The sequence below is a fragment of the Streptococcus sp. NCTC 11567 genome (assembly GCF_902141215.1).
GTDB lineage: Bacteria > Bacillota > Bacilli > Lactobacillales > Streptococcaceae > Streptococcus > Streptococcus dysgalactiae.
Genome location: NZ_LR595857.1, coordinates 1,155,984 through 1,182,830, shown reverse-complemented (window position 1 = coordinate 1,182,830; position 26,847 = coordinate 1,155,984). Strand labels below are relative to the sequence as shown.

At 39.4% G+C, this 26,847-nt stretch carries 22 protein-coding genes, 2 pseudogenes and 1 other annotated feature; of the genes and pseudogenes, 17 read left to right on the top strand and 7 right to left on the bottom strand.

The window, feature by feature from the left end; all coding sequences use genetic code 11:
* Nucleotides 1-40 precede the first annotated feature (40 nt).
* Nucleotides 41-1,048: a helix-turn-helix domain-containing protein gene (locus tag FQT67_RS06010; protein WP_261308898.1), complete on the bottom strand. Its 1,008-nt coding sequence runs from the start codon at nucleotides 1,046-1,048 to the stop codon at nucleotides 41-43.
* Between the two features lie 357 nt (nucleotides 1,049-1,405).
* Between FQT67_RS06010 and FQT67_RS06005 the strand changes: the two genes are divergently transcribed.
* Both FQT67_RS06005 and FQT67_RS10950 read left to right on the top strand, forming a co-directional pair.
* On the top strand, nucleotides 1,406-5,053 hold the full coding sequence (locus FQT67_RS06005) for a MucBP domain-containing protein (protein ID WP_261308897.1): 3,648 nt from the start codon (nucleotides 1,406-1,408) through the stop codon (nucleotides 5,051-5,053).
* Nucleotides 5,054-5,483: 430 nt separating this feature from the next.
* On the top strand, nucleotides 5,484-5,750 hold the full coding sequence (locus FQT67_RS10950; RefSeq protein WP_261308896.1) for an LPXTG cell wall anchor domain-containing protein: 267 nt from the start codon (nucleotides 5,484-5,486) through the stop codon (nucleotides 5,748-5,750).
* A 135-nt stretch (nucleotides 5,751-5,885) separates the two neighbouring features.
* Here FQT67_RS10950 and FQT67_RS05995 read toward each other — a convergent pair whose 3' ends face one another.
* From FQT67_RS05995 to FQT67_RS05985, 3 genes are all read right to left on the bottom strand, one after another.
* Entirely contained in the window at nucleotides 5,886-7,403 is a 1,518-nt protein-coding gene (locus FQT67_RS05995) for a helix-turn-helix domain-containing protein (RefSeq protein WP_003058249.1), read from the bottom strand.
* A gap of 187 nt (nucleotides 7,404-7,590) precedes the next feature.
* Nucleotides 7,591-8,868 carry a hydroxymethylglutaryl-CoA reductase, degradative gene (locus FQT67_RS05990; RefSeq protein WP_012766848.1) on the bottom strand — a complete coding sequence of 426 codons (1,278 nt, stop codon included), beginning with the start codon at nucleotides 8,866-8,868 and terminating at the stop codon, nucleotides 7,591-7,593.
* Nucleotides 8,849-10,030, bottom strand: coding sequence for a hydroxymethylglutaryl-CoA synthase (locus FQT67_RS05985; protein WP_046177121.1), 1,182 nt, complete (start codon nucleotides 10,028-10,030; stop codon nucleotides 8,849-8,851). The genes FQT67_RS05990 and FQT67_RS05985 overlap by 20 nt, the downstream gene beginning before the upstream one ends.
* A 217-nt stretch (nucleotides 10,031-10,247) precedes the next feature.
* On the opposite strand from FQT67_RS05985, the gene FQT67_RS05980 reads away from it, so the two are divergent.
* From FQT67_RS05980 to FQT67_RS05955, 6 genes are all read left to right on the top strand, one after another.
* Complete coding sequence (locus tag FQT67_RS05980; RefSeq protein ID WP_003054196.1) at nucleotides 10,248-11,087, top strand: thymidylate synthase; 840 nt, start codon at nucleotides 10,248-10,250, stop codon at nucleotides 11,085-11,087.
* Nucleotides 11,088-11,167: 80 nt separating this feature from the next.
* The gene (locus tag FQT67_RS05975; RefSeq protein ID WP_003054187.1) at nucleotides 11,168-11,665 is read left to right on the top strand and encodes a dihydrofolate reductase; all 498 of its coding nucleotides are present in this window, start codon (nucleotides 11,168-11,170) and stop codon (nucleotides 11,663-11,665) included.
* A 19-nt stretch (nucleotides 11,666-11,684) separates the two neighbouring features.
* Entirely contained in the window at nucleotides 11,685-11,855 is a 171-nt protein-coding gene (locus tag FQT67_RS05970; RefSeq protein ID WP_003054200.1) for a hypothetical protein, read from the top strand.
* Between the two features lie 113 nt (nucleotides 11,856-11,968).
* Entirely contained in the window at nucleotides 11,969-13,198 is a 1,230-nt protein-coding gene (gene clpX, locus FQT67_RS05965; protein ID WP_003054192.1) for an ATP-dependent Clp protease ATP-binding subunit ClpX, read from the top strand.
* Nucleotides 13,199-13,207: 9 nt separating this feature from the next.
* Complete coding sequence (gene yihA, locus FQT67_RS05960) at nucleotides 13,208-13,807, top strand: ribosome biogenesis GTP-binding protein YihA/YsxC (protein ID WP_003061604.1); 600 nt, start codon at nucleotides 13,208-13,210, stop codon at nucleotides 13,805-13,807.
* 143 nt (nucleotides 13,808-13,950) lie between these two features.
* Complete coding sequence (locus FQT67_RS05955; RefSeq protein WP_012766851.1) at nucleotides 13,951-14,694, top strand: hypothetical protein; 744 nt, start codon at nucleotides 13,951-13,953, stop codon at nucleotides 14,692-14,694.
* A gap of 56 nt (nucleotides 14,695-14,750) precedes the next feature.
* On the opposite strand, the gene FQT67_RS05950 is transcribed toward FQT67_RS05955, so the two are convergent.
* Nucleotides 14,751-16,850: an ATP-dependent Clp protease ATP-binding subunit gene (locus tag FQT67_RS05950; protein WP_015057518.1), complete on the bottom strand. Its 2,100-nt coding sequence runs from the start codon at nucleotides 16,848-16,850 to the stop codon at nucleotides 14,751-14,753.
* Between the two features lie 497 nt (nucleotides 16,851-17,347).
* A pseudogene (locus FQT67_RS05945) lies at nucleotides 17,348-17,755 on the bottom strand (IS30 family transposase); the annotation flags it as partial.
* On the opposite strand from FQT67_RS05945, the pseudogene FQT67_RS05940 reads away from it, so the two are divergent.
* The 4 genes and pseudogenes from FQT67_RS05940 to pbp3 all read left to right on the top strand — a co-directional run.
* A pseudogene (locus FQT67_RS05940) lies at nucleotides 17,749-17,967 on the top strand (IS30 family transposase); the annotation flags it as partial. The pseudogenes FQT67_RS05945 and FQT67_RS05940 overlap by 7 nt on opposite strands.
* A 123-nt stretch (nucleotides 17,968-18,090) precedes the next feature.
* Nucleotides 18,091-18,226, top strand: a sequence feature (ribosomal protein L10 leader region).
* 28 nt (nucleotides 18,227-18,254) lie between these two features.
* Nucleotides 18,255-18,755: a 50S ribosomal protein L10 gene (gene rplJ / locus FQT67_RS05935; RefSeq protein WP_002984821.1), complete on the top strand. Its 501-nt coding sequence runs from the start codon at nucleotides 18,255-18,257 to the stop codon at nucleotides 18,753-18,755.
* Between the two features lie 64 nt (nucleotides 18,756-18,819).
* Nucleotides 18,820-19,185 (top strand): 50S ribosomal protein L7/L12, encoded by a 366-nt coding sequence (gene rplL, locus FQT67_RS05930; protein WP_002984819.1) that lies wholly within the window; start codon nucleotides 18,820-18,822, stop codon nucleotides 19,183-19,185.
* Between the two features lie 239 nt (nucleotides 19,186-19,424).
* Nucleotides 19,425-20,660 carry a D-alanyl-D-alanine carboxypeptidase PBP3 gene (gene pbp3 / locus FQT67_RS05925; RefSeq protein ID WP_100249559.1) on the top strand — a complete coding sequence of 412 codons (1,236 nt, stop codon included), beginning with the start codon at nucleotides 19,425-19,427 and terminating at the stop codon, nucleotides 20,658-20,660.
* Nucleotides 20,661-20,751: 91 nt separating this feature from the next.
* Here pbp3 and FQT67_RS05920 read toward each other — a convergent pair whose 3' ends face one another.
* Complete coding sequence (locus FQT67_RS05920) at nucleotides 20,752-21,714, bottom strand: polysaccharide deacetylase family protein (protein WP_015016940.1); 963 nt, start codon at nucleotides 21,712-21,714, stop codon at nucleotides 20,752-20,754.
* Nucleotides 21,715-21,897: 183 nt separating this feature from the next.
* On the opposite strand from FQT67_RS05920, the gene FQT67_RS05915 reads away from it, so the two are divergent.
* The 5 genes from FQT67_RS05915 (at nucleotide 21,898) to folP (ending at nucleotide 26,844) form a co-directional block, all read left to right on the top strand.
* Entirely contained in the window at nucleotides 21,898-23,184 is a 1,287-nt protein-coding gene (locus FQT67_RS05915) for a homoserine dehydrogenase (RefSeq protein WP_046177122.1), read from the top strand.
* Nucleotide 23,185: 1 nt separating this feature from the next.
* Complete coding sequence (thrB, locus tag FQT67_RS05910) at nucleotides 23,186-24,046, top strand: homoserine kinase (RefSeq protein WP_003058169.1); 861 nt, start codon at nucleotides 23,186-23,188, stop codon at nucleotides 24,044-24,046.
* Nucleotides 24,047-24,159: 113 nt separating this feature from the next.
* Nucleotides 24,160-25,428: a folylpolyglutamate synthase/dihydrofolate synthase family protein gene (locus FQT67_RS05905; RefSeq protein WP_046177123.1), complete on the top strand. Its 1,269-nt coding sequence runs from the start codon at nucleotides 24,160-24,162 to the stop codon at nucleotides 25,426-25,428.
* Between the two features lie 39 nt (nucleotides 25,429-25,467).
* Entirely contained in the window at nucleotides 25,468-26,034 is a 567-nt protein-coding gene (gene folE / locus FQT67_RS05900; protein ID WP_003058176.1) for a GTP cyclohydrolase I FolE, read from the top strand.
* 9 nt (nucleotides 26,035-26,043) lie between these two features.
* The gene (folP, locus tag FQT67_RS05895) at nucleotides 26,044-26,844 is read left to right on the top strand and encodes a dihydropteroate synthase (RefSeq protein ID WP_003058161.1); all 801 of its coding nucleotides are present in this window, start codon (nucleotides 26,044-26,046) and stop codon (nucleotides 26,842-26,844) included.
* Nucleotides 26,845-26,847 lie beyond the last annotated feature (3 nt).

The following is a 26,847-nucleotide window of genomic DNA, read 5'->3' as shown; positions in this document are numbered from 1 at the left end:
CGAAAAAAGGATCTTCTTTTCTTGCCGAAAAAGAAGAGACTTATTGGTAGGGAGTCAGGCATTGCAAATTCAAAAAGCATTGTTTCATCAGAAAAACCATCAAAATCAGAAATGGTTGTGAAGACGTCATCTGAGGACCTAGCAGTTGTTCGAACTTAAGAATTAAATGTCGGATAGGTGTTTTTTGAGTGACCATGGTCAGGGTTTGCTCGATATCTTTTGATGTCCATTGGTCTTTAAACAGAGGTGTGTTAAGGGTTAAGTAAACAAGGAATAAATAATCAATATCAGTCTCGGACAAAGACCAGGCGTCAGATGTTAGGACTTCTTGACTAATGGTGTGTAAACGATCATAAGAGAACAACTGTTTAAAATCACGAAAGGTTTCTGTATCAGGTAAGTTGGGATGATTGGTTTGACGTTTCCAGGCCAAGGCAATCAAAATCGCAAAGAAATGAAAACTCTCTGGTCTAAAGGATAACGAATCCTGTGAAATCTGGGCATTGCTTGCTAGGACAAAGGACTCAACTAAGCTCATGTCCTCATTAGTAAGAGGATAAATGTTACAACCATAGCGATACTGAAGCAAGGCAATAAGGTAACGAACTCGGTATTCGGATCCACTGATGTGATTTTTATGAATAGATAGGCCAACACTAGCTAAAAAATGCTGACATTTTTGCTTGATGCGGTATGCAGTAGCCAGAGAAATAAATTCTGACTGTGCAAAACTATCGAAATAATCTTGAGAATCAGACAGAAAAAAAGTTAAGACTTTTAGAACAAGGGATTCCTGATAAAGACGATGAAATAGGAATTCCTTTTGTTGCTTAGCGTCTTGCCTTAGGGTGATGACACTTTTATCATAGTGGAAGACAGTGAAATCCGCATAAATCTCCTGCAACTCTCCGATAATCGTCATGACTTTTTTATAAGAAAACGATGTTTGCTGACAAATCTGATGAATGGTCAGTTGCTGGTATTGAGATAATAAGCGGACGACAGTCACACGGTCCGTTATTTTTCTCTCCAAATGGTAATCTAACATAAATCTCCTCTCTCCTAGTTTTAAATAGTCACATATTTTAAGAGAGCCGTCAATGAGTGCTCAGAGCTAACATTACATGATATGTTACTATTAACATTAAAAAAACTATTTTTTTAAATATGAGAAAAGGGAAAAATAAAGTCAATCTAATCTAAAAAATCTGATATTGATAAGTAGAATAATACTATCTAAGGTTATTCGCAGGAGTAACAAATCAGATGTTCCGAAAAACGACAACTCCCCTAACTAGGAAACGCCTATAATTTATGTGATAATGTAATCGTTTGAAGTATCTAAACATTGCAACAATCAATGGGAACTAAAAACAGAAAACTTAAAATTGAGGGAGAGACCATCGTGTTTAAGAGAGAGAGAAGTCGATATTCGATTAGAAAAAATAAATGTTACGGAGCCTGCTCCGTATTTTTAGGATTAACCATCCTAACCTTAGCCATGGCAGGAGGAAACGTCAAGGCGGATAGTGCAGTATCAGTAGAAGGAGAACCAGCTGTTTCAACATTAGTAGCACCAGAAGGAACAGCCCAACACCTTCCAACAGAGACTTCCGCTGGCTATAGCCTTGAATCTGATGAAGAAGGGCTAGAGACTAATACTGAAATGGCACCAGCATCTCTGGAAGCTCAAGGAGCAACGCCACGAGCGATAGAAGGAGAAGTGGTTGCAGGACAAGATGTGAGTGATAATATAGACGCCATAGAAGCGAAGTTCAGAGATGATAAAGAAATAGATCCTAACAATGGCGGAAATTTATATTTTGAAACTATCTTCAAAATAGATGATCAAGTTAAAGAAGGTGATTATTTCTATTTAGAATTGTCTAAAGATCTCACTCCATATGGTGATGATAAATCTCATGAAGGGCAATTTGAATCTTTACATGATGGAGATGTTGTTCTTGCAAAAGCAGAATATATTGAAACACAAAATAAAATTAAATACACATTTACTGACGAAATTACTCATCGTACAGATGTGAATGGTTTTATTCGCCTCCCTCTTTTTATCAATAGGGAACAAGTTTTAGAAAGTTCTTTAATTTATCCAGAAGTTAAAATTGGAAAAAATAAGGTCAGTATACCAGTAAATATTAAGTACGCTACTCTTAAAGATCAGAAGGAAACATTATCTGCTAATATTTTTTCAATAATTACTAGCGTTGAAGAAAAAAATGCTGAATTTGAATGGACAATTTATATAAATCCGTTAGGAAAAAAATTAGTAGATGCAACTGTGAAGTTATCACCTTTAGATAAACAACATTTAAATAGTAAATCTTCTGCTAACTTTCTAAATCTGAATTTAGACGATGTAGAATTATTTAAAGTCCCACAGAATTATCAATTGCCAGAAAGTTTTGGATTAAACTATAAAATACTTACTAAAGTAAGTGAAGTAAAGAATTCAGTAATTAAAAACAATGATGGAACTATAGATTTAAAGTTAAATAATTATCTTATTAATGGAGAAAGCTACGTACTGAAGATAAAAAGTCCATATAATGTCAATAGTGGAAGAATTAGCGTTACAGCAGAACTAGATGCTAAGAAAATATTTTATCCTTATGAATATACTGGTCATGGTAGTATTGCTACTCATGAATTTGAAGAAGGCCAAGCAGGGGCGCAATCGTTAGAAGCAGTAGGTTTCTTTGTTGAAAGGCATATATATGAAACTGTAGATGAAGATGGAAATAAAATTGGTGAAGCAGATTATACTATTGAAAATTCTACCTCCGGTGCTGTAGACAGTCAATTTATAACTCAAAGAAAATATGATTACCCTGAATATCACTTAGTAAACGTTACTTCAGGAACTGATACAAAATTCAATGTTAATGGAGTTCAAACTAATAACAGTTATATCAAAAACAAAGTTCAGGAAGTCACTTATTTGTATCAACGACAAATAGTAACCAAAGGCTCCTTCCAAGAGCACCACGACTACTATGATATGGAGCGTGCGTTTGATGGAACGATTTTAAAACGGACAAAGAATACTAATTTGTCTTATTCAGGTCAGATTCAGTCTGGGAAGGAAACTGAACACTATACAACACAGAAACATGAACAAGACGATTATCAATTCTTGACAGTCACAGAACCTAAAAATGATCCAATATTTGATAAAAGTGGAAATCGTGTTGAAGGTAATTTTGTTGCCAATGTAAAAAAAGAAGTGACTTATGAATACGAGAAAGTAAACCAACCGGGACGCTTTGAAGATACTCATAAGTACTTTATTAACTATGTGGATGCTAATGGTCAGGTTATTCGTACAGAAGAAGTAAATTCCCTTACTAATCAGTACCAAGAGGGAATGCCAGAGTGGGATGAATACGTTGCTTATCCACTAGAAAAAGACGGATTTGTTTTTAAAACAACCTCTGATGATAATTTAACAAATCTTGGAAACTTTGATAAAGAGACTAAAATCACTCGAGGTTCTTACACTCCAGGGGAAATGCAACACATCACCTATAATTATTATAAGGATGTCCTGCTAAGTGGAACTGTTATTGCGACATATGGTGAGTTTGGAACAGGTCAACCATTAAGTGATGCAGTGTTTGCTACTTACGGTAAAACTGATAAAGAGTTACCAAATGGCGCGGGTCAACTAAATGATGACTATGTAACCGTTGCAAAAGATATTCCGGGTTACCATCTGGTCGAACAACCTGAAAATGCTAAAGGAAAAGTTAGTGATGGTGTCACTTACGTTCACTATCTTTATCAAAAAGACAAAGAGCCGCTAGGTACTGTTATTGTGCGTCATGTTGAGTTTGGAACAGGAAAAGAACTTGTTGACTCTACCTATGCGGACTATGGTTCGGTTAAATCTGAGAATGGTAACGTTCCAGTTGGAACAACTTACACGACCACTCCAAAGACACCGTTAGGTTATGAACTGGTTGAGCGACCACTCACAGAAAGTGGCGAAGTTAAAGAGGGGATTACACGTTTAGAATACCTTTATAAAGCGCGTCAACCGCTAGGTACTGTTATTGTGCGTCATGTTGAGTTTGGTACAGGTAAAGAGTTGGCGCCATCAGAATACGCGACATACGATGACGTTCCGGCAGGCATTCCAGCAGGCTCGACTGTTGCGGGAACTGGTTATGAAACCAAACCCGCTCAAATCGATGGTTACGATCTGGTCGAAGTGCCAGAAGATAACTACGGCAATGTGTTTGAAGGCATCACGCGTCTGACTTATGTGTATAAGAAACAAATCATTACTGGCCAAGGAGAAATCATTGATTTTGAATTGGAAAGTAATGGGGATGAATCTGGACAAAATGAGCAACCAGATGAGATTTCAGAACATGGACCACTTGTTGAATTAGAGTATCCAAGCCAAGAAGGCATGTCAGGAGAAAATGCTGGAACTGTAGAAATTGAAGAAAATGCTCCAATCGTTGAATTGGATTATCCAAGTCAAGAGGGGATGTCAGGAGAAAATGCAGGAACGGTAGAGATTGAAGAAAGCTCTCCAATCGTGGAACTTGATTACCCAAGCCAAGAAGGCATGTCAGGGGAAAATGCTGGTACTGTGGAAGTTGAGGAGAATGCTCCAATTGTTGAATTGGATTATCCAAGTCAAGAGGGGATGTCAGGAGAAAATGCAGGAACGGTAGAGATTGAAGAAAGCTCTCCAATCGTGGAACTTGATTACCCAAGCCAAGAAGGTATGTCAGGGGAAAATGCTGGTACTGTGGAAGTTGAGGAGAATGCTCCAATTGTTGAATTGGATTATCCAAGTCAGGAAGGCATGTCAGGAGAAAATACTGGTCAACAAACAATTGAAGAAGATACTCCGACAGTAACAATCGAAGAAAAACCGGTTGTTAAGCCTGTCTCATCACAACCATCTAAGGAAGAACTTCCTGCAACTGGAGAACGTTCAGAAACAGCAGTAACTGTTTTAGGATTAGCCTTATCAGCTTTAGGATTAACCTTTATCCGAAAAAGAAAACAAAACTAAAAAAGCCTAAGGTTTTAAAAGACGCTATAATCTTTTTCGAGGGAGACCTCTGAGAGATTATAGGTCTTTTTTGTATTTAGAGGGTATGTTGCTAAAAAAAGATATTATCCAATGATAAATATTAAATAAACAGAAAATTAAACAATATAATAATGCTATTTTGATGTGTTTTCTGAAAAAATCATCAAAGAAAGCCAATAAAACTAGTACTATATCATGTTATTGTCAAATAGACTTACTATTTTGAATAAGAATTGAAAATACTTTAATCTGTCAAAGAGGAGTGCCGGTAGTAGACGAGGAGCCTGCTCAATAGGACGCCTTAAATCCAACACCTGAAGGCCAACCAACGACTGAAGTTGACGAAGTACTGGCAGCAGACGAGGAACCTGCTCAAGAGGATACTCCTGACACAATTTCCGAAGGACAGTTGACCTTTGAAGGAGATGAACCAACCACTAAAGAAGAAGCTGTTCGCACAGAGGAAGAAAAGTTGCCATCTGTAACAGATGAGACCAAAGTACTATCTTCTGTAAAAGTGGTGGAAACGTCAGAAGGATCATCATCTCCATCTTCTCATGTCTCAGAAAAGAAACTTCCAACAACGGGTGAAACAAAAGGGCTAAGAATGAGTGTCCTTGGTTTACTTTTAGCAGGATTAGGAGTTGGTTTTATGAAACGTAAAAAGGCTGATTAATCACCTAATGAAGGAAAGAATTGGCAGTCATGCTAAGTTTCGATGAAATGTTCAAATAACATTAAAAAAAGACATGGTTGAGAGAAACCGTGTCCTTTTTGAGGTAGTATAGCTGAGCAACAGATTATAGCAGCGCTATTGAAGGGTACTATAGAGTTGATTCAGAAACGTTTGGTAATTTTCTTGCCTTAACTTAGCGATTGTTTCTGCAATCACTGTTTGTGATAAAGCATGAAAACTCATGGAGAAATTAATAAAGTGATGGTCCTGCTGTTGATAGAGATTTTTGAGGTAGTCTCTGTTTCTCAAGTCAGAGAGAATGATACCTTTTTTCTGGTTAAGACTCTCAAGGCAAGGACTGGTTAAAATATTAATGCCATAAATATCGGCAACGGAGGTTGGGAAATTCAGTTTTAAATAGGTTTGCAAAAGGGATAAGTCTGCAATGTTATTAGCAAAGACATAGACAGGGACAGGCTCTAAGTGGAGTTTAATCAGTTCACGTAAATGAACCGTCAGCAAATAACAAGCAACCGTATTATTGTGTTCTTCAATCCCTAACACTTTTAGCCAGTTGTCTAAGAGATGGGTCACGATGCTAAGCAAGATGTGATCTTCCTCATCCAAATGATAATGTCCAAAAAATCCCTCTGGAAGAAGTCCTTGCATGCCACAAAGATAGTTTTGCATCAAGAACATGCAAGCGACAGTAAAAGAATTGCTAGTGCTGATTTGACTACCAAAGAGCGCTTCACAATGAGGAAGGAGGTATTTAATATCAGTATCTAGGCGAACAATTTGTAACATCTCTTTTTTGTCGGACACTAACCATTGGTCTTTATACAAGGCGTTGTTAGTAGTGCAGTAGGCTAGAAACAGGTATTCACGTTCTCTCTCCGAGAACTGAATGCCTAACTTGGGTTCTAGAACACGACTGCAAATGGTTGACACTCGATCAAAAATAAAAATAGATTTGAGATGTTCTAAATTATGATCGCAAAAATCAGACAGAGGGTAGTCGTGTCGGTACCAGGAGAGGATAACCAAATAGCTGAAAAATTGATACTCTTCAGGTGTGTTTTCTAAAATAGTAAGGTTTAAGGTCTTGTTAGAAGTGACGATAATATCTTTGACCAAGTCTAAATCTTTTTTAGCAAACTCGTAGATTGGAAAGCCGTAGCGGTAGTGAAGAAGCGCGATGAGAAATCTCATCCGATGCTCAGGTCCAGCAATCTGGTTATGACGGATGGTTAGGCCGACCTCTTTTAGAAAGTTAAGACATTTCTTTTTCAGCCGATAGGCAGTGGCAGTAGAAACGAACTGACTCTGGCTAAAATCGGAAAAGTCTTTCTGTTTGGGGTCCAAAAAGAAATGAAGAGTTTGAAGAAATAAGGAATTCTGATATATAGCATAAAAATAATGTAATTTATTGTCTAGAATACTGGTTTCTAGCTGTACTTGGCCTCCTTTTATGGTCCAACTGAGTTGGTCTTCGTAAAGGAGAACTAAGTCTTTCAAGGTATCAGCTACCTTTTTTTCCCCTGCATTCACAAGGGTTGCTAATTGAGATAGGTGAATATCTTGAAAATCCAACAGGGCATTTAAAAGGGTTACTTGTTCGGTAAGCTTACCTTCGATGTAGTCTTGAATCATGGAAACCTCTCGGGAGCAAAACGTCAATTAAAGCAATAGAAATAAGATGGGTGGGTATTACCAAGGCTTGTCAAGAAGATAGAGATAATGAAACCAAGCGACTAAAAAGCCCTTCCCAAGAGAATGAGTTGGGAGGACTAACTGGTTGTTGGGTAACAATCTCTGTCTAAAAAGAGGTAGCCTTGGTTTAAGCATTTCGTAGTATTGCTAGATGCTGACTAGCTTTCTCAAGGTTCATTGGCTTGTCTGCTAATAAGGAGGTCACCAAAGGGGCAACTTCCTCTTCTTTAGCACCTGCTAAAAGGGCTAGTGACTTCGCATGAAGCTTCATATGGCCTGCTTGAATACCTGAGGAGGTCAAAGCCTTGAGCGCAGCAAAGTTTTGAGCCAATCCCACCGAAACAATGACCTGAGCTAAGGTTTTAGCATCTGGTTGATTAAGCAAATCATGGGCAATGGAGACAGTTGGATTAAGCCCAATGGATCCACCTTTACTGGCAATGGGCATAGGGAGCGTTAATTGACCAAGTAATACTTCTTGTTCCTGGTCAAACTCCCAATGGCTGAGGCCTTGGTAAGCCCCATTTCTTGAAGCGTAAGCATGTCCCCCTGCTTCGATGGCACGCCAGTCGTTCCCTGTCGCCATAACTACCGCGTCAATGCCGTTAAATATGCCCTTATTATGGGTGGCAGCTCGGTAGGAGTCCGCTTGAGCTAATTGACTTGCCAAGACCATTTTTTTGGCTAATTGCTGGGCTTCTGTCTTGTCTCGACTCAAAAAGCGAATATCAACTTGACAACTAGCCGTTACAAGAGACTCTGTGGCATAATTTGATAGAATAGCCATTAAGCTTTGTCCCTTGGATAATGATTCTAAGTCGGGAATAAGTGCTTCCATCATGGTATTGACCATATTAGCTCCCATGGCCTCTTGTGTGTCTACTGTGAGGTAAAAAATAAGGAAATCTCCCTTTTCTTCCAAACGGATCTCTCTGGCTCCGCCACCTCTTTTGACAATTGATGGGTAAGCATCATTGGCAGCTGCAATCAGTTTGTCTGAGTTGGCAAGAATAGTTTGTTTAGCTTCTTCCACTTGGTCGATATCATAGAGAGCAACTTGACCAATCATTTGGCGTTTGAGAACTTTAGAGGCAAAGCCCCCAGAGCGCTTGATTAGTTTAGCAGCAAAGGAAGCAGCAGCGACAACGGAAGGTTCTTCAGTCACAAAAGGGACTTGATAAGACACGCCGTTAATGAGGAAATCAGGAGCGATACTAAAAGGCAAAGCAAAGCGTCCCAAAACATTCTCGGTCAGTTGATTAGCCGTTTCGATAGGTAGTAAGCAATCTTCCTCTAATGTTTGAAGATGCTCAGGGGTTAAGAGTTCAAATTGTTTAATAAGTTGCAGTCGCTCTTCAAAGGTCTTCTTTGAAAAGCCTGCCCAATTAAGATTCATATTTGTCATTGATTTGGTATAGTCGTTGATTGTCCTTGATTTCTGTTAAGGCAAATTTGCTAGTTAAGTAGGTGTTGAAGCTGGCATTGCCTTGCTCGTTCAATTTGGCTTCTTCGTAGAAAAGCTCTTCGTACTCAGCTACAGAAAGGCGATGTCTTTGATCTAAAATGGTTTGACGATTCGTCATTAGCATCTGCTCATAGCCTGCTACTAACTGTCCTGAGAAAATTTCACTCACTGCTCCAGAACCGTAACTGAAAAGTCCGATTCGGTCCCCTGCTTGTAACGTTTTGCTATTTTCAAGCAGAGACAAGAGACCTAAATAAAGAGAACCTGTATAGATGTTGCCGATTTGTTTGCTGTAAGTGATAGAAGCTTGGAAATTTTCCAGTAAGTGTTCCTTGTGTTCAACAGGCAAGGACTCATCCATCATTTTGTTCAGTCCTTTCAAGGCTAACTTTGGAAAAGGAAGATGGAAACAAAAAGCAGCAAAATCTGTTAGTTGAGCCCCTGTTTTGTCTTGGTAAGCTTGCCAGGTAGTTTCTAAAGAGTCAAGGTACTGTTTGGTAGAGTAAACGCCGTTAACAAAAGGCGTTGTGCTATAATTTGGACGCCAGAAGTCCATGATATCTCGCGTCTGCGCCACATTATCTTGATGCAATTCGAGAATACGTGGATTAGCCGTTATCAGCATAGCAATGCTTCCAGCACCTTGAGTGGATTCACCAGCAGAATCAATACCATATTTAGCAATGTCACTGGCAATAACAAGAACACGTGATTCTGGCTTTGCTGCCACATGTAGTTTAGCGTAATCTAACGCGGCCGTGGCACTGTAACAAGCTTCTTTGACTTCAAAAGAACGGGCAAAAGGTTGAATCCCCATCAAATGGTGGACGTAAATTGCCGCGGCTTTGGATTGGTCAACGCTTGACTCCGTTGCAAGAATAACCATGTCAATTGTAGCTTTGTCTTCATCTGTTAATATCTGATCAGCTGCAGAAGCAGCTAATGTCACAATATCTTCTGTAACCGGAGTAACACTAAGGGCCTCGATGAGCAGTCCCTGACTAAATTTTGCTGGATCTGTTTGGCGAGCAAGAGCCAAGTCATCCAATTTCAAGACATATTGACTGGTCGCAAAACCAATCTTATCAATTCCGATTTTCATAAGTGTCCTTCTTTAATATCGATTTTTTGTAGTCTTATCCATTTTAACACATTTTATCCAAAAGTTAGACTGATAAAACTATGGCTTTCCTTTTTCAGATTAAAAAAAGAGAACTTATCAGATAGCATTTCCAAAAGACATTTCGTTTTTTATTCTGGTATTTTCCTATAAAATTAGTTAAAATAGTAAGAAGTGCTCTGAAAGAAAGGACTTGGAGATGACAAAAGCAGACGATATTTTTAAAGCCAATATTGAAAAAATTATGGATGAGGGTGTCTTTAGTGAACAAGCACGTCCCAAGTATAAAGATGGTCGTACGGCTAATTCCAAATACATCACAGGTGCCTTTGCAGAATACGATTTAGCTAAAGGAGAATTTCCAATTACCACTTTACGACCTATTCCCATTAAATCAGCTATTAAAGAATTATTGTGGATTTATCAAGATCAAACGAACAGTTTAGATGTTTTGGAAAACAAATACAATGTTCATTATTGGAATGAATGGGAAGTTGGTCAGACAAGAACCATTGGTCAACGTTACGGAGCGGTCGTCAAAAAACATGACATCATTTCAAAATTATTAAAGCAATTAGCAGAAAATCCTTGGAATCGTCGCAATGTCATTTCCCTCTGGGACTATGAGGCTTTTGAAGAGACAGAAGGCTTGTTACCATGTGCCTTTCAAACCATGTTTGATGTTAGACGTGTAGGGGAAGATCTTTATTTAGATGCTACCTTGACACAACGTTCTAATGATATGTTGGTTGCCCATCATATCAACGCCATGCAATATGTTGCCTTGCAAATGATGATTGCTAAACATTTTGGCTGGAAAGTTGGCAAATTCTTTTACTTTGTCAATAATTTACACATTTACGATAATCAATTTCCTCAGGCTAAGGAATTATTGAAACGACAACCAACTGATTGTCAGCCTAAGCTTGTGTTAAATGTTCCAGATGGTACTAATTTCTTTGATATTAAACCAGAAGATTTTGAATTGCAAGACTACGAACCGGTCACACCACAATTGCGGTTTGACTTGGCAATCTAAGGATTGCCTCGATTTTTTTGTGAGCATTTTACTAAGAAATTTGATAAAATAAGGAAAGTTCAAGGTGAAGGAATAGACGAATGACAAAGGAAATGATTGCTATCTGGGCAGAAGATGAAGCAGGTCTTATCGGGGTTGATGGCAAGCTACCATGGTATCTGCCAAGAGAGCTGCAACATTTTAAAGAAACAACTTTGAATCAAGCTATTTTAATGGGGAGAGTAACCTTTGATGGCATGAATCGTAGGCTGCTTCCTAATCGTCAAACCCTTGTGATGACAAGAGATGTAAACTATCAAGTAGATGGGGTATTGACCATGACTAGTGTTGAGGAAGTGCTGGATTGGTATCATGCACAGGAAAAAACACTTTACGTTATTGGTGGAAGCAAGGTTTTAGAAGCCTTTGACGGTTATTTTAATCGTGTGATTAAAACAGTGGTTCATCACCAATTTGAAGGGGATACCTACCGACCAAAACTTGACTTAAGTCGTTTTAGGGAAGAAAGCCAAACCTTCTATCCAAAGGATGCAAACAATCCTTACGATTTTACAGTGACGGTTTTAAAACACCAATAGTATAGGGAGATGATAGGGAATGCAACGTAGTATTTTTGGCGTATTTACGGCCTTTTTGTGTGCGATTTGTGTCTTATGTGCTATTCCGGCCTTTCGGAAAAATCGTTACGGCCTAGGGACACTTTTCTTGTTAAATGCTTTTACCAATTTGGTCAATAGTATCCATGCCTTTTATGGCACCTTGTTTTAAAGGATTCTAAAGCGGGTAATCAAAGGATACTTGAAGCATTTAGAGAATATTGAGTACACAAGTGACTCATAAAACGTATGAAATGATAAGAGAAAGTAAGAGAGTTATAGGAAATGGCAGGAAATCGTACAAACGATATTAAAGTATATTGCTCATTTTGTGGTAAGAGCCAAGACGAAGTCAAAAAAATTATTGCAGGGAATAATGTTTTTATCTGTAATGAATGTGTGGCTTTGTCACAAGAAATTATTAAAGAAGAGTTGGCAGAAGAAGTGTTAGCTGACCTAACAGAAGTTCCAAAACCAAAAGAACTCCTTGAGGTTTTAAACCAGTATGTTGTTGGTCAAGATCGTGCCAAACGTGCTTTATCAGTAGCTGTTTACAATCATTACAAACGCGTGTCATTCACGGAAAGTCGTGATGATGAAGATGTTGAATTGCAAAAATCAAACATTTTAATGATTGGTCCAACAGGTTCAGGAAAGACTTTTCTCGCTCAAACCTTAGCTAAGAGCTTAAATGTTCCTTTTGCGATTGCTGATGCAACCTCACTGACTGAAGCAGGGTATGTTGGAGAAGATGTGGAAAATATTCTTCTCAAGCTTATCCAAGCAGCTGATTATAATGTGGAACGAGCAGAGCGTGGTATCATCTATGTCGATGAAATTGATAAGATTGCTAAAAAAGGTGAAAATGTGTCCATCACACGTGATGTTTCTGGTGAGGGAGTTCAACAGGCCTTGCTAAAAATCATTGAAGGAACGGTTGCTAGTGTTCCTCCTCAAGGCGGTCGTAAGCATCCAAATCAGGAAATGATTCAAATTGATACCAAGAATATCTTGTTTATTGTTGGGGGAGCCTTTGATGGCATTGAAGACATTGTCAAACAACGTTTAGGAGAAAAAGTCATTGGTTTTGGTCAAAACAGCCGAAAAATCGATGACAATGCTTCTTATATGCAAGAGATTATTTCAGAAGATATCCAAAAATTTGGTCTTATCCCAGAGTTTATTGGACGCTTGCCAGTCGTAGCTGCTCTTGAACAACTAAACACATCAGATTTGATTCAAATTTTGACGGAACCAAGAAATGCCCTAGTCAAGCAATATCAGGCTCTTCTTTCTTACGATGGTGTCGAATTGGCATTTGATAAGGAAGCCTTAGAAGCCATTGCAAATAAAGCCATTGAGCGTAAGACAGGCGCGCGTGGTCTTCGTTCTATTATCGAAGAAACGATGTTAGACATTATGTTTGAAATTCCAAGCCAAGAAGATGTCACAAAAGTGCGTATCACCAAGGCTGCTGTCGAAGGCAAGTCAAAACCCGTTTTAGAGACAGCTTAAGGAGAAATAATGGCTGAAGAACAAGTCTTAAATACCCATAACGCCTCAATTTTGTTGAGCGCTGCGAACAAATCTCACTACCCTCAAGATGACCTGCCAGAAATTGCTTTGGCAGGACGTTCCAATGTTGGGAAATCTAGTTTTATTAACACCATGCTTGGGCGAAAAAACTTAGCGCGTACGTCAAGTAAGCCAGGAAAAACCCAGCTTTTAAATTTTTTCAACATTGATGACAAGCTTCGCTTTGTAGATGTGCCAGGATATGGTTATGCCAAAGTATCAAAATCTGAACGTGCCAAATGGGGCAAAATGATTGAAGAATATTTGACTAGCAGGGACAATCTAAGAGCTGTCGTGAGTTTGGTGGATTTACGTCATGAACCTTCCAAAGAAGATGTTCAAATGTATGAGTTTTTAAAGTATTATGACATTCCTGTCATTATTGTGGCAACCAAAGCAGACAAGATTCCTCGTGGTAAGTGGAATAAACATGAATCAATGGTTAAGAAAACATTGGGGTTTGACAAGACAGATCGTTTTATCATTTTTTCATCAGTGGACCGCGTGGGTATCGACGAAGCATGGGATACTATTTTAGAACACCTATAAAAGAGAGAAATCCTAACAGATAGAATATTTCCAATAGGGAATGTTCTTTTTGTGTTCTAAAAAAAGGGTTGGTTAGAAGTTTTTAATTTTGACTTGACGCTTTAATCATGTCATGCTAGTATTTTATATTGAGGAGATAAGTAATGACACGAGTAGCCATAGGGCACCCCGCAAGAAAATGTTTGCTATGGGATCGATGTAGTGCTCTTTGTGTGTTTATCATTTTCCTAGCTTTGTTGACGATGCTTTTTGTGATTAGGTACCGTAATAGTTCTATCGAAGGTATTTGGAAGACAGCAAGTATTGATCAAAAATTAGGAGATGATTTTGCGAAACGGCTCACAGGCTTACATCAAAGTCCCCTTATTGATGACAGTTTGTTAACGTCATCCGAAATGATTTTACAGGTTAAAAATAATAAGGCTCACCTAAACTTTAGAGTCCAAGTCGAAAAAGCTGCCTTTGCCGAACGTTTAGCATCTTATCACGAAAATGAGCTATTAAAGATACTGAAAGATAATCACCTTGTGATTGGTGATTTGAGTCAGGAAGAACAACAAATCATTGACAGTAGCATGCCAGCTCACCATGAGTTGGAAATGATTTTAGATCAGGCTTTTGAAAAGCTAGCTTCTAATATTGGTGGTCATTATGATCGGAAAACAGGGAGCTTGTCTGCTATTATTCTTAAAGGCAATGTTAATCGCATTTTGCATACGATTGATATTAGTGAATTGACCACAGGACATATTTCCCTTTCAAAAGGTATCACAACACCTAATGGTTACTTTGATTACATCAAATTTGGTAGAAAACTTGAATTATTAGGTGATGAAAAAATTATTTTTAAAAAGATAACAGAAAAAAGCGCATCTGGCACTTCTTAAAGTTGCAAGATGCGCTTTTTTACTTTACGTGATTTTCCCAAATTAATGGCTAATGATTAGTTTTTGTCGTGAATGACTAACTGTCCTTGTTCCAGACTAGCTTGTAAGTTTTTGACCTCTGGGTGATCGAGGTAAAAGTCTGTAATGCGGTCTCGGATTTCTTGCTCGATGACACGGCGTAATGGTCGAACTCCCATTGCGTGGTCATAACCTAATTCAATCAAGTGAGCTTTAGCATCATCAGAGATAGCTAAGCTGATTCCTTTTTTAGCTATGGTTTGATTAACTTCCGCTAACATTAAATCAACAATTTCTTCTAAGTCTTCTTTTTGCAGATGATTGAATTCGATAACCCCATTGAAACGATTGAGAAACTCTGGTCTAAAGTAAGGTGCAATACGGTCCATAATAGTAGGTTGATCAGTATTTTCATCTTCTTGATGCCCAAATCCAGCATTAGAAGTAGCAATGATAACAGTGTTTTTAAAGTTGATGGTATTTCCCTGACCATCTGTTAATCGGCCATCATCCAGTACTTGGAGAAGAAGGGTAATGACTTGCGGATCGGCTTTTTCAATCTCATCCAATAGAACAATCGCATACGGGTTGCGACGAACTCGTTCCGTTAACGTATTGTTATTATCATCATAACCGACATAACCGGCAGTTGTCCCGATTAACTTGGACACAGCAGTACGATCACTGTATTCGGACATGTCAAGTCGAATAATAGCCTCTTTGGAACCAAAGAGGTCCAGTGCTAGCTGTTTGGCTAACTCTGTCTTACCGACACCTGTTGGTCCAACAAAGAGGAAGGAACCGATAGGACGATTGCCATCATCAAAACCAGCTCGATTACGGCGAATAGCACGAGCCACAGCTTCAACAGCTCCATCTTGGCCAATCACGTGTCCTTTTAAGCGGTTGCTAATTTCTTTGAGTCTTTCCAAATCACTAGCTCCCATATTGGACACTGGGACACCAGTCAGGCGCTCTACGGATTCTGCAATATCATTGACAGTAGCAGTAACCTTTTGGTCTTCGCTATGGTTGTCCATTTGTTTTTGCAATTCTTCAATTCGTGTTTTAGCGGTTAAAGCTCTCTCAAAATCTTCCTTAGCCACAGCCTCTTCTTGGATATTCTTTTGAGTGGTCATTTCAGCTTCTAGAGACTTGAGGTCAGTCACAGGATGCTGAGCGGCTAAATGCGCAGCAGTCATATCTACTAAGTCAATCGCTTTATCTGGTAAACTACGTTGAGGAATGTACTGAATAGAATAGTCAATCGCAGCTTTAAGAACAGCATCCGGAAGGATAACATTATGGTGTTGTTCGTAAAGATTTCGGATTCCCATTAAAATATGGAAGGTGTCCTCAGCAGACGGTGCATTTACCTTAACCTCATTAAAACGACGAGCAAGCGCAGCATTTTTTAAAATGGTATTGCGGTATTCATCTTGAGTTGTGGCGCCAATCAGTGTCAATTCACCACGGGAAAGAGCAGGTTTTAGCATATCAGCTAATCCTTTAGACCCAGAGTCACCACCAGTAGAACCTGCACCAAGGATTTGATGAATTTCATCAAAGAAAAGAATAATATTCCCAGCTTCTTTAACCTCTTGAATCATGTTTTGGATATTTTCTTCAAAGGAGCCACGGTACTGAGTGCCTGCTTCAAGGCCAGAAATATCAATGGAAATGATTTCTTTATTTTTGATAGCAGCAGGGACGTCACCATTCACAATAGCTTGAGCTAGCCCTTCAACCACAGCTGTTTTACCAACACCAGCATCTCCGACTAGAACAGGATTATTCTTTGTTCGGCGAGCTAAAATTTCCGCAGTGTCTTGAATTTCGTGATTGCGACCAATAACAGGATCAAGTTTTCCTTGTCTTGCTTCTTCCGTTAAGTTGGTGCCAAGTTTAGCTAAAATCCCATCCTTTTTGGTCTGATGACCTTGGGATGTAGGTTGTTCACTACCTTTATCGCTCAGACGTCCAGTTTGACGATATGCCTGGAATTCTTCAGGTGTCATTTCGCGTCCGTTCACTAAATAGCGTCGATTTTCACTGCGATAGCCACCCATATTGCCCATTAGTTGATTAAAGATATCATCCATGTTTCCAAAAGTATCTTTGTCATAATAATTTGTCATATTAGTTACCTCGAAATAAAAATAATGTACTATCATAAGATAGAGTAGGAAGGTTACCATTCTTAGATCTATACACACTTTAGTAGATTAGAGAGGTCACAGCTAAGAAGTGGAGTTTACGGTTTGCTAACCACCTTATGATATTATTTTACTCCTTTGGTCAGTTAAGGTCAAACAAAAAGATTTAAAACTGAGACTTCTCCTAATTCTTCAAAAGAATAATAAAAACAGGGATGATAGTAGGTAAAATAATATAGAAAAACATTGATTCTATAGAGTTTTTAACATAGAATAAAATTGGTTAGGGATTGTTTAAAGTTGAAGTCCTGCTAAAACAAATAGCGCGACGACGAAACCTTGTGATAGCACTTATTCAGTTTACGAGCTATGTTGTTTTGAATGGTCCCAAACCTAAAAAGGGTGTTCGCTTTTTTAGGTTGCAACAGAATAGGCACCGATGAACGGTTCTCTTTTAGTATACTATTGACTATCTGAAGCTACTTAGTTACCTTATGTTGAAAGAATTTTTTATGAGAGCCAAATTTCAAGTTGAAGTTAGCCAGTTTTAACATTTCTACTGGCGACTTGTAGTTGAAGAGTCGTTTAGGATAATGATTGATCCAATGTTCAATAGCAGCGACTTCTTTAGGGGTCGTTGTTTTGGTACCTTTAGGGAGCCATCTGCGAATCAGGCGATTATGGTTTTCGTTAGTGCCTCTCTCCCATGACGCATAGGGATGGGCATAGTAGATGTCACTTGCTGGAAAGACATCTGATAAGCGAGAAAATTCTGTCCCGTTGTCTGCTGTGATAGAGTTGACGGTGTAGTCTTTTAGAATCCCCGTAAGAGCTTCATTGACGGCTTGAGCAGACTTATCCGGTATTAATCAAATCAGCTGTTGACGTTTACTTTGCACATCCCTATTCTTCACATGAGAGAGGAACAAACGAGAACTTCAATGGCCTCCTCAGAGAATATGTCCCTAAAGGAATCTCACTTAATCCACTAACCTCTGAAGAACTTGACAATTATCTTACAGCCATCAATGAGCGCCCAAGACGACTTCTTCAATATCAATCCTCAACATTCCTGTTTGAGCTATCCCGAACAGCTTAACCTCTGGAACTCTAGTTATCTGTGAACTGGTTGCACTTGACTTGACAACTTGCGAGAGCTATTAACGAAAAAAAATTTAGATTTTTCTATTGACAATGAAACATCAAAACGGTATACTAATTAAGGTTTGATAAAAACTGACCTAAGACAGCAGGGGAGCGTGCTCATAATATTCCTGCCGAGGCACAAAACGTGATTAAAGAAAATAACGTATTTGTACTTTCGTGTCTAGGTTTAGGTGCGATTTTTTTGTACCTAGCCCAAAAATAAAAACGGAGGTAAAACTAATGAGTGAAGCAATTATTGCTAAAAAAGCTGAACAAGTCGAACTTATCGCTGAGAAAATGAAAGCAGCAGCAAGTATCGTTGTTGTTGATTCACGTGGTCTTACAGTTGATCAAGATACTGTTCTTCGTCGTTCACTTCGTGAAAGTGGCGTTGAGTTCAAAGTTATCAAAAACTCAATTTTGACTCGTGCAGCTGAAAAAGCAGGTCTTGATGAGTTGAAAGATGTATTCGTAGGACCATCTGCAGTAGCATTTTCTAACGAAGATGTTATCGCACCAGCTAAAGTTATCAACGACTTTACTAAAACTGCTGACGCACTTGAAATCAAAGGTGGTGCAATCGAAGGCGCTGTTTCTTCAAAAGAAGAAATCCAAGCACTTGCAACATTGCCAAACCGCGAAGGAATGCTTTCTATGCTTCTTTCTGTACTTCAAGCTCCAGTCCGCAACGTTGCATACGCTGTCAAAGCTGTTGCAGAAAACAAAGAAGGCGCTGCTTAAGACGTCTCATAGTAGCTTAAGGCTACACTTAACATTTTAAATTAATTATTTGGAGGAAATCACAATGGCATTGAACATTGAAAACATTATTGCTGAAATTAAAGAAGCTTCAATCCTTGAGCTTAACGATCTTGTAAAAGCTATCGAAGAAGAATTTGGTGTAACTGCAGCTGCTCCTGTAGCTGCTGCAGCTGCTGGTGGTGCTGAAGAAGCTGCTAAAGATTCATTCGACGTTGAATTGACATCTGCTGGCGACAAAAAAGTTGGCGTTATCAAAGCTGTTCGTGAAATCACAGGTCTTGGTCTTAAAGAAGCTAAAGGTCTTGTTGATGGAGCACCTGCTAACGTTAAAGAAGGCGTTGCTGCTGCAGAAGCTGAAGAAATCAAAGCTAAACTTGAAGAAGCTGGAGCAACAATCACTCTTAAATAAGAGCGTCCTTGCTTTAGTAGCTTAAATAAGCTGATTAACCTGCTATTTTTTTAAAATAGCAGGTTTTTTGAATATCATTTTTGATAGGTTTTAATAAGCCGTTATTATCGATTATTATGATAAGGCTAGTCAATAATATTAAGCTTTAAGTGTAATTGAGATTGTTTTGATAAGTGATATTTCACTTATAGTCAATTTTTCTGAGAATTTTTGCTATAATAATAACTATGAAAGATAAAATGATAAAAAGGTTGGCTATCCTTTTTTTTGTGGTATTAGCTTGCTCAGGGCTTGGTAAAACAGTTCTCGCGGCTGATTTTCAAGTGGGGGCAGAACATGCGATTGTCGTAGAAGTAGACTCTGGGAGAGTGCTGTATGAGAAAGACGCTAAGACGCCAGATGCCATTGCCTCTTTGACCAAATTGGTGACGGCCTATCTGGTTTTGGATAAGGTTAACTCAGGTCAACTACAATTATCAGATCAAGTTAACCTATCAGATTATGCGTTTGAATTAACCACAGATAGTTCTTTAAGTAATGTACCCTTTGACCAAAAGACTTATTCGGTGCAGGATTTATTAGAGGCAACTTTGGTGGCAAGTTCAAATAGCGCAGCCATTGCGTTAGCAGAAAAGGTGGCAGGGTCAGAGCCTAACTTTGTAGCGCAAATGAGGGCACAACTATCTCGTTGGGGCATTACTTCTGGTAAAATTCTTAACGCTTCAGGACTGCCGAATGAGGTGTTAAAGGACCATCGTTATCCTGGTTCTGCGTTGGAAGAAGAGAATATGTTGAGTGCTCAGGATGTTGCCATTGTGACGATGCATTTACTGGAAGATTTTCCTGAGATTTTAGAGATCACTAAACAAACAGAAGTTGATTTTGCTGGTAATTCTATTAAAAGTTTTAATCAACTCTTACCAGGTATGGCTAAGGGTAGAGCAGGAGTGGATGGGCTAAAGACAGGAACGACAGATTTGGCAGGTCATTGCCTTGTGGTAACTTCTATTGAAAATGGTATGAGGCTGATTACCGTTATTCTAAATGCTGATGGATCTGATAAAAACCAAAACACACGGTTTGAGCAGGCGAATCATTTGTTAGACTATGTGGCTAAACGGTATCATCGTCGCAAGATTTTGAAAAAGGGAAGTCTGATGACAGAACGTCCTTTTTCAGTGGTAAATGGCACAGCACAAACCTTATCTACTTATGCAGCCAAAGATGTCACCTTGGTTTTAGGAACTGATGAGCTGGCTCCTAGACCAGAACAGTTTGTGGTGTCAACCGACTCTTTGTTAGTGCCTATTGCTAAAGGTGAGGTAGTTGCTTATTTGACTTCTCCCAGAATTGCAGGCGAGAGGTATTTGAAAAAACCTGAGCGTATTCCTCTGAAAGCCAGCCAATCTCTTAAAAAGGCTTCTGACTTACAACTGTGGTGGCGAGGTCTTCTGGAGAAACTGAAGCAAGGTTAGAGATAGCATTCTTTTATGATCAACACAAAAAGACAGTGAGAAAATTTTCTTCTCACTGTCTTTTTTTACTTTATTATGACTTAATTCACTCTTATTGTTCCATAGCTGCTAAAAGTGTTTCAGGACTTGTCGTTGGTAAAATGCGAATGCGATTGAGGGAAAGCAGTCCATCGGCTGCGCTAGCAACACCTTCATTAGTTGTTACCCCCAGTTTGTAGTTGAGACTAGCTGCAATTTGTAAGGTAGTATCGCTGTATCGGCCTGCTGGATAAGCGATGGCAATGGTTTCTTGACCTAATTCTTTATCAAGGTAATCCTTAGAGTCCTTCATTTCACTTGTCTGAATGTCTGGACTGGATTGCTCTAAATCTGGATGGTTAACGGTGTGGTCCTGGAAGGATATACCGGATTGTTTCATTTCTTTCATTTGATCAAGGGTTAAATTGGCAACACTCCCAATTTCAGTTAATCCCGTAATGACATTGTTTGTTGCTTTAACACCATATTTTTTAAGGATTGGATAGGCAACTCTATAAAAATCAATCATACTATCATCAAACGTTAACCAAACGACTTTTTCAGCAGGTAATTCATTACTTGAAAGCGCACGGTAGGCTTCTTCCGGGCTTAAAAAGTAGTAGCCAGCTTCTGTCATTGTTTTGATCTGCTGTTCAAAAAGATCAGGAGCAACAATTAGGTTGGCATTTGCGGCCTCCTCAGGTGCCATGACATGGATGGCGTGATACATTAAAATAGGTACTTTAACAGGTGAGGTTTGCTTCGTCCAAGTGTTCTGTGGCTGATTAGTTTTTGGTGACGTTGAGATTGTAGTCTTGGTTTTTTTAGCTTTTTGACTGGTGTTGGTAGTTGCTTCTTTGTGTTGGAAGAAACTGACTTTTGGAAGAGCTTGAGATATCTGTGATAGGTTTAATTTGGAGTGATCCTGGTACAAATAGAAAATTAAGGCTAATCCAAGCATACAAGCTAATAATAATAGGGTATTAATCATCGTAAAGGCTTTGCGTCGTTGGCGCCGTTTATGTCTATTCTTCATCTGATGCTCCTTTTGATTTGGTTAATCCTATTGTAACATTTTTTAGCAGTAGCAAGTCTTTTAGAAAGAAATTTTCTTGTGCTTGCTATTAATATATTTTGTAAAACTAAGGCTAAATTTGGTATAATTGAGGAGATTGATGGCCAGTTAGACCATTATTAGGACAAGACTGAGGTAAGTGAAATGGCGATAAGAATAGCTTTATTAGGATTTGGTACTGTTGCGACAGGACTTCCTTTTTTATTGGAAGAAAATAGAGTAAAGTTACAAGCACTGGTAGGAGATGAATTCGTCATTGAAAAGGTGTTGGTCAGAGATGAGGCCACAACAAAACGGTTGCGTCAGCAAGGTTATTCGTATAACTTTGTGACCTCTTTTGAGGATATTATGACAGATGATGCCATTGCTATTGCGGTTGAATTGATGGGACGTGTCGAACCTGCTAAAACCTATATTACACGTGCCCTATTAGCAGGGAAACATGTGGTTACTGCCAATAAGGATTTACTAGCCTTACATGGGACAGAACTTTCTACTTTGGCCAAACAACAGGGGTTGGGTTTCTACTACGAGGCTGCTGTAGCTGGAGGTATCCCAATACTAAGAACGTTAGCCAACGCCTTTGCCGCAGATAAGATAACCGCTCTTTATGGTATTTTAAATGGCACCACGAATTTTATGTTAACCAAGATGGTTAGTGAGGGATGGACCTATGAGGCTGCTCTGGCAGAAGCACAAACATTAGGTTATGCAGAGAGTGATCCGACAAACGATGTAGAAGGCATTGACGCGGCCTATAAACTTGCCATTTTGTGTCAATTTGCTTTTGGAATGTCCATGCCATTTGAGAAGATTGAGCATCAAGGCATTACTCATATTACCCCAGAAGATGTAGCAGCAGCAGATCAATTGGGCTATGTCATTAAGTTAATTGGTTCTATCCGTGATTGTTCCGAAGGTCTTCAGGCACAAGTGGCTCCGACCCTTGTGCCTAAGTCCCATCAGTTGGCAGGCGTTATAAATGCTATGAATGCTGTTTATGTGGAATCTGTTGGAATCGGACAATCCCTGTTTTATGGTCCAGGAGCTGGGCAAAAACCAACAGCAACATCTGTTCTTGCAGACCTTGTTGAAATCGGAAGATGCTTAACCCATCAGTTATCAATAACCCCTTTTAGTCGTTTTGAGAGAGTTGGTCAGCTTGCACCAGCAGAAGATTGCTTGGCTTACTATTACCTTTCTGTAGCGTGTCCGAAGGAGATGAATCTGATGAAAGAAGAGCAGACTAGAGATGAAAAAATGCCGTTGATTCAAAAAATGCTTGATGTTCCCATTAACGATCAACAAAAACGCCTAGTGATTGTGACCAATAACATCAGTCAAGCTACCTTTGAGGCTTTTAAACATCGCCTAGCCACTAAACCAGGTGTCACTATTTTAAATAGTTTTAACGTATTAGGAGAAGACTAGTATGAAAATAAGAGTTCCAGCTACTTCAGCCAATTTGGGACCAGGGTTTGACTCTGTTGGGATCGCCGTATCCAAATATCTAGAAATTGAGATTTTAGAAGCTACAGATAAATGGGTGATTGAGCATGATTTGGAAGGTGTGCCTTGCGATGACCAAAATCTATTGCTGCAAACAGCCTTGAAACTGGCTCCTAATATGCCACCTCACCGTATTAAAATGACGTCAGATATTCCTTTGGCGCGTGGGCTAGGTTCGTCATCGTCAGTCATTGTTGCTGGGATTGAATTGGCGAATCAACTAGGACAATTGACCTTATCTGATGAACGTAAGCTAGCGATTGCTACAGAGATTGAAGGGCACCCAGATAATGTCGCACCAGCTATTTTTGGTCAAATGGTTATTGCGTCACAGCTTGGAAAAGAAGTGAATTATATTGTCACTCCTTTTCCAGACTTGGCTTTGGTTTGTTTTGTTCCTGACTATGAACTAAAGACAGCTGAGTCGAGAGACGTTTTGCCAAAACAAATGTCATATAAGCAAGCGGTAGCAGCCTCATCTGTAGCAAATCTGGCCATCGCTGCCTTATTAACTGGGAATATGCAAAAAGCTGGTAAGGCTATTGAAAATGACCAATTTCATGAAATTTACCGTCAAAAGTTAGTGAAAGAATTTCAGCCTATTAAACAAGCAGCCGCAGCTAGCGGGGCTTATGCCACTTACTTATCTGGAGCTGGTCCAACGGTGATGGTTCTATGTTCTCTTGATAAGCGAGCAAACGTGTATGAAGCAATTGCACAACTTGGGTTGTCAGGGAACCTTGAGATGTTGACGGTTGATCAGCAAGGTTTATGCCTTCTCTAAATCAAGGCTAATCCCTATAGTGGAGAGGTGGCAACATTAGTTGCAATTGTCATTATCCGCTGTTACTTTACTTGTCATGTGGTATACTAGAAATAGATGTTGTGAGGTACAAGATGACTTATCAAGAAACACTAGACTGGATTCATAGACGGCTGACCTTTGGAATTAAACCAGGTTTAGAACGCATGCTCTGGGTACTTAATCAGCTAGGAAACCCGCAAGAGCGGATTAAAGGGATCCATGTGGTAGGAACAAACGGAAAAGGCTCTACGGTCAATAACTTACAGCATATCTTTACGGCTGCAGGCTATGAGGTCGGTACTTTTACCTCACCCTATATTATGGACTTTAAAGAGCGAATCAGTATCAATGGTAATATGATTTCAGAGGCTGATTTAGTTGCTGCTGCTAATCGTGTGCGTCCTTTAACAGAGCGTTTAGTTCAAGAGACTGATTTTGGAGAGGTCACTGAATTTGAAGTGATTACTTTAATCATGTTCCTCTATTTTGGAGACATGCATCCTGTTGACCTTGCTGTTATTGAAGCAGGATTGGGAGGGTTGTATGATTCAACCAATGTTTTTCAAGCGATGGTAGTCGTTTGCCCATCTATTGGTTTAGATCATCAGGCTATCTTGGGAACGAGCTATGCTGAGATCGCTGCGCAAAAAGCAGGGGTCTTAGATGGAGGCGAAGCCCTTGTTTTTGCCGTTGAAGATCACGCAGCACGATCAGTTTTCTTGGAAAAAGCAGAGCAGGTTGGAGCTTCTATTTGGGAGTGGCAGAAACAATTTCAATTGCACGCAACACCGACAGGCTATGTTTTTACAAGCCCGTTGAAGACGATTTCAACGATTCACATTGCTATGCCAGGAGAACATCAAGTATCTAATGCTGCTTTGGCGATTATGACGAGTTTAATCTTGCAAGACCGCTATCCTAAGCTAACTCCAGATCACATAAAGGAAGGTCTGGAATCCAGTTATTGGTTGGGCCGTACCGAATTATTAGCGCCAAATCTGATGATTGATGGGGCACATAATAATGAAAGTGTAGCTGCTTTAGTAGCTCTCTTGAAAAGTAAGTACAAAGGTAAAAAGATTCATATTCTATTTGGTGCGATTGATACCAAACCCATTGCGGATATGTTAGCTAGGTTGGAAAAAATGGGCGATTTGTGGGTGACTAGTTTCCATCATTCGAATGCCTATCCGTTAGATAAATACCCTGATCGATTCAGGAGAATAGCCGATTTTAGAGACTTTTTGGATTTGCGTCACCAAGCAACAACAGACGACTTTTTCCTCATTACCGGCTCCCTTTACTTTATTTCCGAAGTAAGGCAGTATTGGAAAAGTCAGTCCGATGACAACTCCATTTGAGAATCAACAATTAGAGATCATGTAAAAAGGGGAAGACTATTGTCTATTAATAAAGAAAAAGCAGAAGCAGCCATCTACCAATTTCTTGAAGCAATTGGGGAAAATCCAAATCGAGAAGGGCTTCTTGATACACCTAAACGAGTTGCAAAGATGTATGCTGAAATGTTTGCAGGTCTTAACAAAGACCCTAAAGAGGAATTTACAGCCGTTTTTACAGAACACCATGAGGATGTGGTTATCGTCAAAGACATTAGTTTTTATTCCATGTGTGAACATCATCTGGTGCCTTTTTATGGCAAAGCTCATATTTCCTACTTACCAAGTGATGGTCGTGTCACTGGCCTAAGTAAATTAGCGAGAGCGGTTGAGGTCGCAAGTAAACGTCCTCAGTTACAAGAGCGCTTAACCGCTCAAATTGCAGACGCTTTGGTTGAGGCACTTCATCCAACAGGCGTTTTGGTCCTCGTTGAAGCAGAGCACATGTGCATGACGATGCGAGGTATCAAAAAGCCAGGAAGTAAGACCATCACGACTACGGCAAGAGGTCTGTACAAGGAAGATCGTTCTGAAAGACAAGAAGTTATGGCATTAATGACAAAAGTTTAGGAGAGGACTATGAAGATTGGGAAATTTGTGATTGATGGCAACGCTGCTATTATGGGAATTTTAAATGTGACTCCCGATTCCTTTTCCGATGGTGGTTCATACACGACAGTACAAAAAGCCTTACAACAGGTAGATCAGCTAATTGCTGGTGGGGCCAAAATTATTGATGTTGGCGGTGAATCCACTCGACCAGGTTACCAATTTGTGAGCGCTGCTGATGAAATTGAGCGTGTCGTTCCCATGATTAAAGCCATTAAAGCAAAATATGATGTGTTAATCAGTATTGATACCTACAAAACAGAAACCGCAAGAGCAGCTTTAGAAGCTGGTGCTGACATTTTAAATGATGTCTGGGCAGGTTTATACGATGGGGAAATGCTTGCTCTAGCAGCAGAGTATGATGTGCCTATTATCTTGATGCATAACCAAAAAGAAGAAGTCTATCAAGATGTAACACAAGATGTTTGTGATTTTTTGAGTGCTAGAGCTCAGGCAGCCATAGATGCTGGAGTACCAAAAGACAATATTTGGATTGATCCAGGATTTGGATTTGCCAAATCTGTTCAACACAATATGGAGTTATTAAAAGGATTGGATCGTGTTTGTCAGTTGGGTTATCCTGTCTTGTTTGGTATTTCGAGAAAGCGTGTTGTAGATGCCTTGTTAGGCGGCAACACCAAAGCTAAAGAGCGAGACGGAGCGACAGCAGCCTTATCTGCTTATGCTCTTGGAAAAGGCTGTCAGCTGGTACGCGTACACGATGTCAAGGCTAATCAAGAAATTGTGGCTGTTTTGAGTCAGTTGATGTGAGGG

What these genes read in the sequence shown, in the direction of transcription:
- FQT67_RS05915 (WP_046177122.1), top strand. Translation starts at nt 21,898, where the DNA reads ATGGCGATAAGAATAGCTTTATTAGGATTTGGTACTGTTGCGACAGGA.
- FQT67_RS05975 (WP_003054187.1), top strand. Translation starts at nt 11,168, where the DNA reads ATGACAAAGGAAATGATTGCTATCTGGGCAGAAGATGAAGCAGGTCTT.
- FQT67_RS05905 (WP_046177123.1), top strand. Translation starts at nt 24,160, where the DNA reads ATGACTTATCAAGAAACACTAGACTGGATTCATAGACGGCTGACCTTT.
- clpX (WP_003054192.1), top strand. Translation starts at nt 11,969, where the DNA reads ATGGCAGGAAATCGTACAAACGATATTAAAGTATATTGCTCATTTTGT.
- FQT67_RS05950 (WP_015057518.1), bottom strand. Translation starts at nt 16,850, where the DNA reads ATGACAAATTATTATGACAAAGATACTTTTGGAAACATGGATGATATC.
- thrB (WP_003058169.1), top strand. Translation starts at nt 23,186, where the DNA reads ATGAAAATAAGAGTTCCAGCTACTTCAGCCAATTTGGGACCAGGGTTT.
- FQT67_RS05985 (WP_046177121.1), bottom strand. Translation starts at nt 10,030, where the DNA reads ATGAAAATCGGAATTGATAAGATTGGTTTTGCGACCAGTCAATATGTC.
- FQT67_RS05980 (WP_003054196.1), top strand. Translation starts at nt 10,248, where the DNA reads ATGACAAAAGCAGACGATATTTTTAAAGCCAATATTGAAAAAATTATG.
- FQT67_RS06010 (WP_261308898.1), bottom strand. Translation starts at nt 1,048, where the DNA reads ATGTTAGATTACCATTTGGAGAGAAAAATAACGGACCGTGTGACTGTC.
- yihA (WP_003061604.1), top strand. Translation starts at nt 13,208, where the DNA reads ATGGCTGAAGAACAAGTCTTAAATACCCATAACGCCTCAATTTTGTTG.
- FQT67_RS05990 (WP_012766848.1), bottom strand. Translation starts at nt 8,868, where the DNA reads ATGACAAATATGAATCTTAATTGGGCAGGCTTTTCAAAGAAGACCTTT.
- pbp3 (WP_100249559.1), top strand. Translation starts at nt 19,425, where the DNA reads ATGATAAAAAGGTTGGCTATCCTTTTTTTTGTGGTATTAGCTTGCTCA.
- FQT67_RS05995 (WP_003058249.1), bottom strand. Translation starts at nt 7,403, where the DNA reads ATGATTCAAGACTACATCGAAGGTAAGCTTACCGAACAAGTAACCCTT.
- FQT67_RS05920 (WP_015016940.1), bottom strand. Translation starts at nt 21,714, where the DNA reads ATGAAGAATAGACATAAACGGCGCCAACGACGCAAAGCCTTTACGATG.
- FQT67_RS05970 (WP_003054200.1), top strand. Translation starts at nt 11,685, where the DNA reads ATGCAACGTAGTATTTTTGGCGTATTTACGGCCTTTTTGTGTGCGATT.
- FQT67_RS05955 (WP_012766851.1), top strand. Translation starts at nt 13,951, where the DNA reads ATGACACGAGTAGCCATAGGGCACCCCGCAAGAAAATGTTTGCTATGG.
- folP (WP_003058161.1), top strand. Translation starts at nt 26,044, where the DNA reads ATGAAGATTGGGAAATTTGTGATTGATGGCAACGCTGCTATTATGGGA.
- rplL (WP_002984819.1), top strand. Translation starts at nt 18,820, where the DNA reads ATGGCATTGAACATTGAAAACATTATTGCTGAAATTAAAGAAGCTTCA.
- rplJ (WP_002984821.1), top strand. Translation starts at nt 18,255, where the DNA reads ATGAGTGAAGCAATTATTGCTAAAAAAGCTGAACAAGTCGAACTTATC.